Origin of the sequence: Corynebacterium pilbarense, assembly GCF_026930265.1 — a bacterium.
In the GTDB taxonomy this organism is placed as follows: domain Bacteria; phylum Actinomycetota; class Actinomycetes; order Mycobacteriales; family Mycobacteriaceae; genus Corynebacterium; species Corynebacterium pilbarense.
The window spans coordinates 29,930-42,256 of sequence record NZ_JANRML010000001.1 but is presented as its reverse complement, the minus strand read 5'-3'; the positions used below and the strand labels follow the sequence as shown (position 1 = coordinate 42,256).

12 protein-coding genes are annotated in these 12,327 nt (G+C 66.4%); 1 reads left to right on the top strand and 11 read right to left on the bottom strand.

Annotation, left to right across the window (positions count from 1 at the left end; translation table 11 throughout):
* Positions 1-103: 103 nt before the first annotated feature.
* On the bottom strand, positions 104-1,051 hold the full coding sequence (rpsB, locus tag NUW87_RS00185; RefSeq protein WP_239217162.1) for a 30S ribosomal protein S2: 948 nt from the start codon (positions 1,049-1,051) through the stop codon (positions 104-106).
* Between the two features lie 300 nt (positions 1,052-1,351).
* On the opposite strand from rpsB, the gene NUW87_RS00180 reads away from it, so the two are divergent.
* A complete protein-coding gene (locus NUW87_RS00180) occupies positions 1,352-1,891 on the top strand; it encodes a M23 family metallopeptidase (RefSeq protein ID WP_269026765.1) in 540 nt (179 codons plus the stop codon).
* On the opposite strand, the gene NUW87_RS00175 is transcribed toward NUW87_RS00180, so the two are convergent.
* From NUW87_RS00175 to NUW87_RS00130, 10 genes are all read right to left on the bottom strand, one after another.
* Entirely contained in the window at positions 1,854-2,747 is an 894-nt protein-coding gene (locus tag NUW87_RS00175) for a tyrosine recombinase XerC (protein ID WP_269026764.1), read from the bottom strand. The genes NUW87_RS00180 and NUW87_RS00175 overlap by 38 nt on opposite strands.
* A gap of 24 nt (positions 2,748-2,771) precedes the next feature.
* Positions 2,772-3,947, bottom strand: a complete 1,176-nt coding sequence (locus NUW87_RS00170) for a DNA-processing protein DprA (protein WP_269026763.1) — start codon at positions 3,945-3,947, stop codon at positions 2,772-2,774.
* Positions 3,948-5,474: a YifB family Mg chelatase-like AAA ATPase gene (locus NUW87_RS00165; protein ID WP_269026762.1), complete on the bottom strand. Its 1,527-nt coding sequence runs from the start codon at positions 5,472-5,474 to the stop codon at positions 3,948-3,950.
* Positions 5,461-5,841, bottom strand: a complete 381-nt coding sequence (locus NUW87_RS00160; protein ID WP_269026761.1) for a YraN family protein — start codon at positions 5,839-5,841, stop codon at positions 5,461-5,463. Before NUW87_RS00160 ends, NUW87_RS00165 begins: the two co-directional genes overlap by 14 nt.
* Before the next feature lie 426 nt (positions 5,842-6,267).
* Entirely contained in the window at positions 6,268-6,573 is a 306-nt protein-coding gene (locus NUW87_RS00155) for a DUF2469 domain-containing protein (protein WP_034998651.1), read from the bottom strand.
* Positions 6,570-7,226: a ribonuclease HII gene (locus NUW87_RS00150; protein WP_269026760.1), complete on the bottom strand. Its 657-nt coding sequence runs from the start codon at positions 7,224-7,226 to the stop codon at positions 6,570-6,572. Before NUW87_RS00150 ends, NUW87_RS00155 begins: the two co-directional genes overlap by 4 nt.
* Positions 7,227-7,230: 4 nt before the next feature.
* Positions 7,231-7,908 (bottom strand): signal peptidase I, encoded by a 678-nt coding sequence (gene lepB, locus NUW87_RS00145; protein WP_269027010.1) that lies wholly within the window; start codon positions 7,906-7,908, stop codon positions 7,231-7,233.
* A 243-nt stretch (positions 7,909-8,151) separates the two neighbouring features.
* On the bottom strand, positions 8,152-8,499 hold the full coding sequence (gene rplS / locus NUW87_RS00140; RefSeq protein WP_034998646.1) for a 50S ribosomal protein L19: 348 nt from the start codon (positions 8,497-8,499) through the stop codon (positions 8,152-8,154).
* A 114-nt stretch (positions 8,500-8,613) separates the two neighbouring features.
* The gene (locus NUW87_RS00135) at positions 8,614-10,902 is read right to left on the bottom strand and encodes a Tex family protein (RefSeq protein WP_269026759.1); all 2,289 of its coding nucleotides are present in this window, start codon (positions 10,900-10,902) and stop codon (positions 8,614-8,616) included.
* Positions 10,903-10,938: 36 nt separating this feature from the next.
* Positions 10,939-12,324, bottom strand: coding sequence for an anaerobic C4-dicarboxylate transporter (locus NUW87_RS00130; protein WP_269026758.1), 1,386 nt, complete (start codon positions 12,322-12,324; stop codon positions 10,939-10,941).
* Positions 12,325-12,327: the final 3 nt, after the last annotated feature.

The following is a 12,327-nucleotide window of genomic DNA, read 5'->3' as shown; positions in this document are numbered from 1 at the left end:
GGGCGCACGCAAAACACCCCGCGCCCGCACTGTCCCCGGGCGTGGTGCCGGCGGGCGTGAGCGGAACGCGGGGTGCGCGTGCAGGTGGCGTGAGCCGGAAAGCTTACGCCTGGGTTGCAGACTCGTCGCCGGACTCGTTGGCCTTGGCCTCAGCCTGCTCAGCTGCGCGAACAGCGTGCGGCTGCTCAACCTCGGCGACCTCCTGCGGAGCTGCGGACTCAGCTGCGACGGCAGCCTTCGCAGCGTCAGCTGCGGAAACTTCCTCGGAAGCGGCAGCCTGAGCCGCTGCCTCAGCAGCCTCAGCCTGACGCTTCGCGTCGTTGTCGCCGGCTGCGTCGCGGGCGGAAGCGAGCTGGCGCTCCTCGCGCTGCTGCTTACCGGCGATGACAGCCTCGCCCACGATGTGGGTGAGCAGCTTCACGGCGCCGATAGCGTCGTCGTTGCCCGGGATCGGGAAGTCGACAACGTCCGGGTCGCAGTTGGTGTCCAGGATGGCAACCACCGGGATGCGCAGCTTCTGCGCCTCGTTGACGGCGATGTGCTCCTTGTTGGTGTCCACGATCCACAGCGCGGACGGTGCCTTGGTCATGTCGGCAATGCCGCCCAGCACACGCTCGAGCTTGATGCGCTCGCGGGTGAGCATGAGGACTTCCTTCTTGCCGCGGCCTGCGTAACCGTCCTCGGCTGCGTCCATGGCCTGCAGTTCCTTCATGCGGCCGATGCGCTTGGACACGGTCTGGAAGTTGGTGAGCATGCCGCCCAGCCAGCGGTGCGTCACGTACGGCATGCCGACGCGCTGCGCCTCTTCCTGGATCGGCTCCTGTGCCTGCTTCTTGGTGCCGACGAACAGGATAGTGCCGCCGTGTGCGACGGTCTCCTTGACAAACTCGTAGGCCTCATCGATGTAGGTCAGCGTCTGCTGCAGGTCGATGATGTAGATGCCGTTACGGTCGGTGAAGATGAAGCGGCGCATCTTCGGGTTCCAGCGACGCGTCTGGTGGCCGAAGTGCACACCGGCGTCGAGGAGTTCACGCATGGTTACAACTGCCATGGTTTTGTCTCCTTCGGAGAAAGTAGTTCGGTTAATTGCTTGTCTCACGTGCGGGTTTTTATCCCGCACCCTGGCACCGTGCTCGCCCTGCACCCTGTGAGAGGGACCGTCGCTGAGCAGGCATTATCCGGCGCGCGTAGTCAGCCCATAAAAGCTGCCCGTGCAACACTACCCGCCCGCGCCCACAAAACCTAATCTCTACTGCGTCTTCTGTGGATAACGTCGCGGCGGGCGGCGGGTTATCCACAGATTTTCGCATCCAGGCTAGTTTTCTTGCCTTCAGCGTGCTCGTATTCACGCATGCGCTTATCGACGATCCTCCGGTCCGCCACCGCCCTTATCCTCGCCGCCGCCATCAGCGCCACCCCGGCCGCCGCCTGGGTGGACCCGGCAGCCGGCACCCCGTATCCGGCCGCGGTGTCGCGCCCTGCTGACATCCCGGAGCAGAATTGGAAACCCGGGCACCGCGGCGTGGATTTACCCCTGCGCCTCGGCGCTGACGTGCTGGCCGCCGGCGACGGCGTTGTCGCCTTCGTGGGCGTGGTAGCCGGCACCCCGGTGATCTCCGTCGACCACGCAGGCGAGATCCGCACCACGTATCAGCCGGTGCGCTCCCCGCTTGCCGTGGGTGACAAGGTGCGCGAAGGCGAATCGATTGGCTCTCTGGCGCACGCCCCGGCGGGGTTTTCCGGATCCCACGACGGTTTGCACTGGGGTGCGCTGGTGGGCAAGGACTCCTACATCGATCCGCTCACGCTGTTGGAAGCGCCGCGGATCCGACTCAAACCCTTAGACGGCGCCACTACGCGCGCGGGTGCGCCTGGTCGTAGACGCGTTTGAGCCGCTGCGCGGAGACGTGGGTGTAGATCTGTGTGGTTTGCAGGCTGGTGTGGCCGAGCATCTCCTGCACCACGCGCAGATCCGCCCCACCTTCGAGCATGTGGGTGGCAGTGGTGTGGCGCAGCGTGTGCGGGCTGACGTGTTCCACCCCGGCGCGCTGCCCGGCGCGCTCGACTATGCGGCGCACCTGGCGCTGGTCGATGCGCCCGCCGCGGGAGCCGACGAACATCGCCTGCGTGTCGCCCGTGAGTTCTGCGCGGCCGAACTCTAGCCACTCGGACACGGCGGCTGCGGCTTCGTCGCCGAACGGCACGACGCGCTGCTTGTTGCCCTTGCCGGTGACGTGGGCGAGCCCACGGGCAAGGTCCACGTCGCCGAGGTTTAGCCCCGTCAGCTCCCCGACGCGGATGCCGGTGGCGTAGAGCAGTTCGAGCATGGCGCGGTCGCGCAGGTACTCGGCGGGGTGGGCATCGTCGGCCGCACCCGCCTCGACGAGCTCGCCTGCGCGCTCCCCCTTGACCACTGTGGGCAGCGGGCGGTTGACCTTGGGGGCCTTGAGTCGCGCCGCGGCGTCAGCGCTGATGTCGCCCCGGCGGTAGGCCCAGGTGGAAAAGGCGCGAGCAGCGGCGGTGCGGCGTGCCAGCGTGGCCCGGCTTTTGCCAGCACCCATCGCGTCAGCGAGCCAGCGCCTCAGCGCGTCGAGGGTGAACTCGTCGAAGGTGTCCGCGTAGCCGACGAGCCCCTTAAGGTCCGCGACGTAGCCTTTGACCGTGTTCGCGGAGCGGCCGAGGACAAGTTCGGCGTATTCGGCGAAGTCCTCCACCGCCGCCTGCACTTGCCCCAGCTGTTTACTCATGTCACGGCAGTGTACTCGCCTCCCCTACTCGGGCTGCTCCACCCGCGACCACACCCGCTTGTCGCGCTCCACGAGCCCGCGCTTGGACAGGTCCATCAGGATGTGCACCGTCAGCGCGATGGACAGCCCCGCATCCGCGGCAACCGCCTCGGCCTCCCTTCCGGTGCGGCCGGCGGGCGGCAGGGCGTCGTAAATGCGCAGCTCGTTGCGGGAGAGCTGTTGGGTCACACTCGGCGGGTACTGCATCTCCATCTGCTCCTCGGCGCTGTATTCGCCGACCACGGAAAGCTGCTCGTGAATCTGCCCGGCGTTGAGCACCATTTCGGCCTCGTTGTTCTGGATGGCCAGGTTCGCGCCGAGAGATTGGGCGTCCGTGACCGGCCCGGGCACCGCCATGGCCGTGCGGTTAAACGCGTTGACCCACTTCAGGGTATTCAGCGCCCCGGAGCGAAACGGCGCTTCCACCAGCACGGTGCCCAGTGTCAGGGCGGCCACGAGGCGGTTTCTGGTGAGGAAGCGGTGCCTGTCCGGCGTGACAGCGGGCGGATATTCCGTGATCAACGCGCCACCCGTGGCCACCACCCTCTCGAAAAGCGCCTTGTTCGAGCGCGGGTAGTACTCGCCGGGCCCACAGGCCGCCACCATCACAGTCGGGGTGTTCACGTCCATGGCTGTCGTGTGCGCGACTGTGTCGATACCCAGCGCGCCGCCGGAGACAACCGTGTAGTTGTGCCCGCCCAGCCCGGCAACAAGATCCTTGGTGGCCATGTGCCCGTACTTGGTGGCGTGGCGCGTGCCCACCACTCCGACGGACTGGGCGAACAGCCCCGCCAGGTTGGTGTTGCCCGCAACCCACAGCGCGTGCGGCGCAATGCCGTCCGGCTGGTGGCTGGTCTTACCCGCCGCTCCTGTTTGCTGGCGACCGAACGAGCACTGAATCGCCTCCGCCGGCCACTGCGGCGATTCCGGGGTAAGCAGCGTGTAGCCAAGGTCCGCGGCGAACTCGAGGTCCTCGGCCGCGCGGTCCCACGTGAAGCGATTCTCGGTCTGCGAAAGCAGCCCGCCGATCCAGGTGGCGCGGGTGCGCACGCCCTCTGCGATCTCGTCCGCGCTCTTGCCCACACGCAACAGCGCCTGGATGTGGTGCGACGGCCCCTCAACCACTCGTGAGAGGTAGGCCCAGGATTCCAACGAGGACATCTACGCCACCTCCTCGCGCTGCAGCTGGTGCTCGCGCATCTCCACTGCGCGGCAAGCGTGGTGGATGTCGGGCTGGTCCATCGCTTCCAGGTCCGCGAGCGTCCAGGCCAGCTTTAAGCATTTATCCACCCCGCGCTGCGTGATCTTGCCTTGGATAAGCTCTGCCTGCAGCATCGCCATCGCCGACTCCGTGGCGGGAAAATGCCTGCGGATCAGGGTCGCTGGCACACGCCCGTTGACGTCCTCGTTGCAGCCCGCCTTCGCCCACCGGGCCGCAGCGCGTTCGCGGGCCGCCGCCACACGCCCCGCAATGCTTATCGACGGCTCCGCGTCCCTCGGGCTGAGCACCGCCGCGTCGCCAGAGGTGGTCACGAACACGTCCAGCCGGTCCTTCAACGGGCCGGAAACGTTGCTTAAGTGGCGCGCCCGCTGCGGGGACTTGCACGTGCACTGCCCTTTCACCCGCTGGCACGCGCACGGGTTCGCCGCCAACACCAGCTGGAAATCCGCCGGGTAGACCACTTCCCTTCTCGCCCGTGTCAGCCGCACCTCGCGCTTTTCCAGCGGGATGCGCAGCGCGTCAAGGACGGGCGCCGGGATCTCGGAGGCCTCGTCCAAAAACAGCACCCCGCGGTGCGCCTGGCTGACCACACCGGGGGTTGGCGTGCCGCCTCCCCCGCCGATTAACGCCGCGCGGGTCAGCGACGGGTGCGGGGCGATAAACGGGCGCGTTGCCACTACCCCGCCGCCAGAGACCCCGGCCGCGGAATGGATGGCGGTGACCTCAACCATCTCCTGCACGTCCATCGGCGGCAGGATCGACGGAATGCGCTCCGCCAGCATAGACTTGCCGGAGCCCGGCGGGCCGATCATCATCACGTGGTGCCCACCGGCGGCGGCTACTTCGAGCGCCTCGCGCTCCTCGGACATGCCCGCAAGGTCCTGGAAATCCGGCACCGCACGCTGCGGCGCATCCGCTTCCGGCGCTGTGGCAGACTCCAACTCCGCCTCGCCGGTGATCCACTGCCACACCTGCGCAAGCGAATCCGCCACCAGCACCTCCCGGCGGCCCAGCAGTGCTGCCTCCGCGGCGTTGGCTCTCGGCACGACGACGGTTTGGATAGGGTCTGCCGCGTCAAATGCGGCGATGAGCATCGGCAGCACGCCTTCGGCCCGTCGCAAAGTCCCGTCCAGCGCCAGCTCCCCGCAGAACATGGTGGATGCGAGCGTGCGCTCCACGCGCGGATCCAGGCTGCCCAGCACCGCAAGCGCGATGGGCAGGTCGAAGTGCGAGCCGGCCTTGGGCAGGTGCGCGGGCGAAAGCGACACCATGATCTTCGTGCGCGGCCACGGCAGCGCCGAATTCGAAATCGCGGTGCGGATGCGCTCGCGCGACTCTTTCACCGCCGCATCCCCCAGGCCCACCATGTGCATGCCGGGCAACCCGGGCCCCACGTTGGCCTCCACCGTGACCAGGCGGGCGGCGACGCCTTCCACGGTCGCGCTCATTGTGCTAGCAAGCGCCATCTTCCACCCCCGGGAACCGGCGCAGGATGTAGTCCTCGCCGTCGAAGACCACCTCGACTACATCGAAGCGGATCGGGCGGTACTGGTCTTGCGAATGCTTGTCCAGCCACTGCGCCGCACACCGGCGCATGGTGTTGAGCTTCTTCGTGGTCACCGCCTCCGCTGCGCCAAACGCGGTGCCGCGGCGGGATTTCACCTCCACGAAGACGACGGTGCCGTCCTCGTCCTCAACGACAGCGTCGATCTCGCCGGCGCGCATCCGTTGCCGGTGCCCCAAGAGGCTGTAACCCTCGTCCTCGTACCACCTGATCGCGGCGTACTCCCCCGCCCTGCCCAGCTCCCACTGGTCCTGATAGTTCACCTGCACGGTGCCTCCCCGTTTCATAGAGTTGCCAAAAATGTTGGTCCTCTATCAGACGCAGAAGGCCCTGCCGCGGTTCCATGGCGCGGGCAGTTTTGTAAAACTCGGCGGCCGCACCGGTATTTGGACAGGTGAATGCCTGATACAAATAAGGCACCTCTTGCGGACTACCCAGCCGCCACCAATGGTTGGTCAGCACCCACTATGCAGCTGCATAGCGGTGGCCGGTGCTTGCGGACTCCGCATTGCGGACAACCCAGCCGACACCAATGGTTGGTCGGTACCCACTATGCAGCGGCATAGCGGTGGGTGGCGGTCCCTCGTAAAAGCCCTCAGCCGCCCACACTTACCGTCGCCTAAACCGGAAACTGTTCACAGCCACCTAACGCAAAGCGCGACACGCCGAGTTTTACAAACGGATCGCCGCGAGCACTATTCCGGGAAGGTCAGGTCGGGCTTGTCCAGCTCTTCGATATTGACGTCCTTGTAGGTGATCACGCGCACGTAGCGCACAAAGCGCACCGCGCGGTACATGTCCCACACCCACGCGTCCGACATCAGCACCTCGTAGTAGACGTCGCCGCCGTCGGTGTGCGGAATGAGCTTGACGCCGTTGGCCAGGTAGAACCGGCGCTCAGTTTCCACCACGTAGGAGAACTGGCTGGCCACGTCCCGGTACTCGCGGTAGAGGGAAAGCTCGACGTCAGCCTCGTAGTTGTCAAGATCCTCGGCGCTCATGCCTGCCCCTTCTTGCTGGACTGCCAATAGAAGTCGTCAGCGTCCCTGACGTTCGCATAACTATAACGGTGCTCAGGGCTCGCACCGTGGCGGCGCACCGCGTCCATGTGCACCTTTGTCGAATACCCCTTGTGGCCCTCCAAACCGTACTGGGGAAACGCTTGGGCCATTTCGCACACCAGCCGGTCCCGGCTCACCTTCGCCAGCACGCTGGCTGCGGCGATGCAGCGGGCTGTGTAGTCGCCTCCCACCACCGGCAGTTGGGGTGAGGGAAGTCCGGGGATACGGAAGGCGTCGATAAGCACGTAGCCCGGTGTAACCGAAAGGCCCGCGATAGCGCGGCGCGCGCCGTCGATGTTGGCGTGCTGGATCCCGCGGCGGTCAATCTCCGCCGCGGAGATGTGCACCACCGAGTACGCCACCGCGGCGTTTTTCACTGCGTCGAAGAGCACGTCGCGCTTGCGGGCGGTGAGCTTCTTGGAATCCGTCAGCTCCTCCAACGCCGGCTGCGGTGCTGTCGGCAGCACGCACGCTGCGATGGTGATGGGGCCGAAACACGCCCCGCGGCCGGCTTCGTCCACCCCCGCCACCGGGCCGAAGCCCGCCTTGTCTAAAGCGACCTCGTAGGTGCGCAGCTGCTTTAAGCGCCGCACGGGCCTACTGCTGGATGTCCGGGTCGCCCACGCCCTGCATGCGGTTGATCGGGAACACCACAGCCTCGACCTTGCCGCGGATGTTTTCTTCCGGGATGGTGCCCTGGAACTGGTCGCCGATGTGCGCGCGCGAGTCCAGGGAGTTGGTGCGGTTATCGCCCATCATGAAGTAGTTGCCCTCCGGCACCGTCACAGGACCGAAGAAGGGCCCGCCGCACGCGTCGGAACCCGTGGATTCATCCACCGGGTAGAAGTTCGGCTGCAGGGTGTAGGACTGGTCGATCGGCTTGCCGTCCACCATGATCGCCGGGTCCCCCGCCTGGCAGGACACCGTCTGCCCGCCGGTGGCGATGATGCGCTTGACCAGAGTGTTCTCGTCCTTCGGCACCAGCCCCACCCAGGAGCCGACCTCCTGCATCCCGCGGATAACCGGGTTGGAGGAACGGTTAGAGTCGAAGCCCGTGTTCCAGGAATCGGTGCCCGCGAAGACGATCACGTCGCCCGGCTCCGGGTCGGAGAAGTAGTAGCTTACCTTCTCCACGAAGATGCGGTCGCCGGAGCCGGATTCGCCGTGCAGCGTGGGCTCCATGGAGGCGGACGGGATGACGTAGAGGCGACCGATAAACGTCTGGATCACAAACATGATCAGCAGTGTCAGCACCACCACGACCGGGATTTCCACGTACCAGGGAAGCTCCTTTTTCTCCTCTGGCTCGTCCGCGGCCGGCTGCTGCGCAACCGGGGCTGCGTCACGGCGCGGCTCGGCGGCGTAGGGATTGTGGGGCTGTGCAGGCTGGGAAGCGGAAGGCTCGCCTGCGGGTCCGTTCACGTTGGTCACTCGGGATACGTTAGCACCGCGGGAGTCGTCGACAAGCAAAGTGCCCCGCCCGAGCGGACTCGGACGGGGCACTGTGGCGCGCTGAAACTAGCGGCGCTCCTTGATGCGGGCAGCCTTGCCGCGCAGGTTGCGCATGTAGTACAGCTTGGCGCGGCGGACGTCGCCCTTGCGCACAACCTCGATCTTCTCCAGGTTCGGGGAGTGCACCGGGAAGGTACGCTCAACCGCGATACCGAAGGAGACCTTGCGCACGGTGAAGGTCTCGCGGATGCCGTCGCCCTGGCGGCGGACCACAAAGCCGGTGAAGACCTGCGTACGGGTCACAGAACCCTCGATAACCTTGACGTGGACGTCGAGGGTGTCGCCCGGGCGGAAGTCCGGGATGTCGTCGCGCAGCTGGCCTGCGTCGACAAGATCAATGATGCCGTTGCTCATGAAAGCAATCCTTTACGTGTTCGGACAGAGGACCCTGGCGGCACTTCCCCATCTGGGGCGCTCGGCCGGTTCATGTCGATTACAAGAACCTGCAGCATTTTACATATGCGCCGGTCACTTCCCAAATCCGGCCCGCTTGAGCGCATCGGCCATCGAGCCGGATGCTTCTCGACGCCCCTCCGGCCGACCCCGCTTCCGGCCACCGCCCGGCTTTTGGGTGCCCCGCTGGCGGGCCTTCTTTTGCGCTGGCTGGCCCGGTTCGTCGTCGAGCCTGAGGCTCAACCCGATGCGGTTGCGGGCGACGTCGACGTCCATGACCTTTACCTTCACCACCTCGCCGGAGCGCACCACCCCGTGCGGGTCCGAGACGAACTTGTGGCTCATCGCCGAGACATGGACCAGGCCGTCCTGGTGCACGCCCACGTCCACGAACGCGCCGAAGGCGGCGACGTTGGTCACCGTGCCCTCCAGGATCATGCCCGGTTTGAGGTCCTTGACCTCGTTGACACCTTCCTTGAACTCGGCGGTCTTAAATTCCGGGCGCGGGTCGCGGCCGGGCTTGTCCAGCTCGGCGAGGATGTCGGTGACGGTGGGCACGCCGAACTGCTCGTCGGCGAAATCAGCCGGCGCGAGCTTGGTCAGCACGGCGGTGTTACCGATGAGCTGCTCGGTGCTCAGGCCCGTGGCCTGGGCGACGCGCTCGACCACCGGATAGGCCTCCGGGTGCACCGCGGAGCCGTCCAGCGGGTTGGCCCCGCCCTGGATACGCAGGAAGCCGGCAGCCTGCTCGAACGCCTTCGGGCCCAGGCGCGGCACCTTGCCCAGCTCCTTGCGGGTGGTAAAGCGGCCGTTTTCGTCGCGGTAGGCCACGATGTTCTTCGCCACCGTGCCCGACAGGCCGGCTACGCGCTCGAGCAGCGGCGCCGACGCCGTGTTCACGTCCACGCCGACGGAGTTCACCGCGTCTTCCACCACCGCGTTCAGTGTCTGCGCGAGCGCGGTTTGGTTCACGTCGTGCTGATACTGGCCCACGCCGATGGACTTCGGGTCCACCTTGACCAGCTCCGCCAGTGGGTCCTGAAGGCGTCGCGCTATGGACACCGCCGAGCGCAGGGAGACATCCATGTCCGGGAACTCCTCCGCCGCAATCTGGCTGGCGGAGTACACCGACGCACCAGACTCGGACACCACCACCGGGGTGGGGCGCCTGCCGCCCGCCTGAGCGATCAGGTCCGCCACCTCGCCGGCGAGCTTCTCGGACTCTCGCGACGCCGTGCCGTTGCCCACGGCGATGAGCTCCACGCCGTGCTGCGCGGCCAGCGACGCCAGCTCAGCGCGCGAGGCATCCCAGCGGTTCTGCGGCTGGTGCGGGTAGACAATCGTGGTGGCGAGCACCTTGCCGGTCTCGTCCACCACGGCGCACTTCACGCCGTTGCGGTAGCCCGGATCGAGCGCCAGCGTTGCGCGCTGGCCGGCGGGCGCGGCCAGCAACACATCGCGAAGGTTGGTCTTGAACACCTGCAGCGCGCCCTCCTCCGCCTTCTCCTTCAAGCGCATGCGGGTGTCAAGGTTCGCGGAGACCTGCAGCTTGGTGCGCCAGCCCCAACGCACCACTTTTGCCAGCCACTCGGAGTCCTTCACCGGCAGGTCGAAGCGCTCTGCGATCATGCCTTCGTACACGGCCTCCTCGCCCGGGTCCATGTCGATGGTGAGCACGCCCTCGGCCTCGCCGCGCAGCAGCGCCAGGATCCGGTGGCTGGGCAGTTTTGCAAACGGCTCGGAGAACTCGAAGTAGTCCGCGAACTTCGCGCCCTCGGTCTCCTTGCCCTCCACCACGGCGGAGCGCAGGGTGCCTTGGCTATACACGCGGTCGCGGACCTCGCCGACTAAGTCCGCGTCCGTGGCGAAGCGGTCCACCAGGATGGCGCGGGCGCCCTCGAGCGCGGACTTCGCATCCGGGAAGCCTTCCGACAGGTAGGCCTCTGCCAGGGTTTCGGGGTTGGCCGAAGGGGCGTCGATAAGCTGCTGCTCCAACGGCTCAAGCCCAGCCTCGCGCGCGATGTCCGCCTTGGTCTTGCGGCGCTTCTTGTACGGCAGGTAGAGGTCTTCGACGCGCGCCTTCGTGTCCGCGCTAAGGATCGCCTGCTTCAGTTCGTCGGTGAGTTTGCCCTGCTCCTCGATGCTTTCCAGCACCGCCGTTTTGCGCTCGGCGAGTTCGAGCAGGTAGGTGTTGCGCTCCTCGATGTGGCGCAGCTGCGCGTCGTCGAGGCCGCCCGTGGCCTCCTTGCGGTAGCGGGCGATGAACGGGACGGTGTTGCCCTCGGCGAGCAGTTTCAGCGCCTGCTCGACCTGGTTGTCCCGCACATTGATTTCGTTCGCGATGGTGGCTGCGATTGATGTCATTCGGGCGAGTCTAGTCGCGGGCGTGTTACGTCAGCGCTACAGCAGCACCTGCGCCAGCACCGAGCCCACCACGCAGGAGGTGAACACCGAGATCGCGCCCGGGATGAGGAACGAGTGGTTGATCACGAACTTGCCGATGCGCGTGGTGCCAGTGCGGTCGAAGCCGATGCAAGCCAAATCGGACGGGTAGGTGGGCAGGATCCAGTAGCCGTACGCGGCACCGTAGAAGCCGACGATGACCTTCGGGTCGATACCCAGCGCCAGGCCAATCGGGGCGATCGCGACCAGCGCCGCGGCCTGCGAGTTGACCAGCTTAGACACGATGAGCAGCACGATCGCGTACGCCCACGGCGCGGCCTCCACAACGGAGCCCAGGCTTGCCTCGAGCTGGTCGATGTGCGCGGCAAAGAACGTGTCCGCCATCCAGGCCACGCCGAAGACGGAGAACACCGCCGTCATGCCGGCCTTGAACACCGGAGTGGAGGCGATCTTCTTGTGGTCCACCTTGCAAAACAGCAGGATGATCGCGCCGGCAAAGAGCATCACCATCTGGATGGCCAGGTTCATCGACAGCGGCTTGACGCCGCCTTCGCCGTCATCGAACGCGGGGCGCAGGCCCTCGAACGCGCCGAGCACCACCACGAACGCGATGGCGGCGAGGAAGACCCAGACGGCGTTGCGGGCGGACTTGGGAAAGACCTCGTCCAGCAGCGAGTGGCTGGACTTGTTGATGGATTCCGCAAACGCCGGATCCTGCATGCGCTCCTGGAACGCTGGGTCCTTGTCCAGGTCCTTGCCGCGGCGCAGCGACCACAGCGCGGCCAGGACAACACCGGACAGCGATGCCGGGATGGCCACCATGAGGATCTGCGGGATGGAGTACGCCTTGTCAATCACCCCGGCGTTTTCCGCCAGGATCGACGCGAGCGAGACCGTGGCCACCGACACCGGCGAGGCGGTAATGCCCATTTGCGCGGACGTGGACGCCACGGCCATGGGGCGCTCCGGGCGGATGCCCTTCTTCACAGCGATGTCCTCGATGATGGGGAACATGGTGTAGACCACATGCCCGGTGCCGCACAGCACCGTCAGGAACCAGGTGGTCAACGGCGCGAGGATGGTGATGCGCTCTGGGTGGGCGCGCAGCAGCTTCTCCGCCTGCTGCATCATCACCTCAAGGCCGCGCGATTGTTGCAGCGTGGCCGCACACCCGATCACGGCGATGATGGTGAGCATCACGCCGACGGGCGGTTCGCCCGGCTCGAGGCCGAAGACGAACACCATGAGCATCAAACCGATGCCGGAGATCAGGCCGAGGCCGAGCCCGCCGTAGCGAGTGCCCAGTAGCAGGGCGCTGAGGATGACCAGGATTTGCAGGACGATGGCGACCGCGGATGTTGGGTCAAGCACTGACGCGAGCATGGG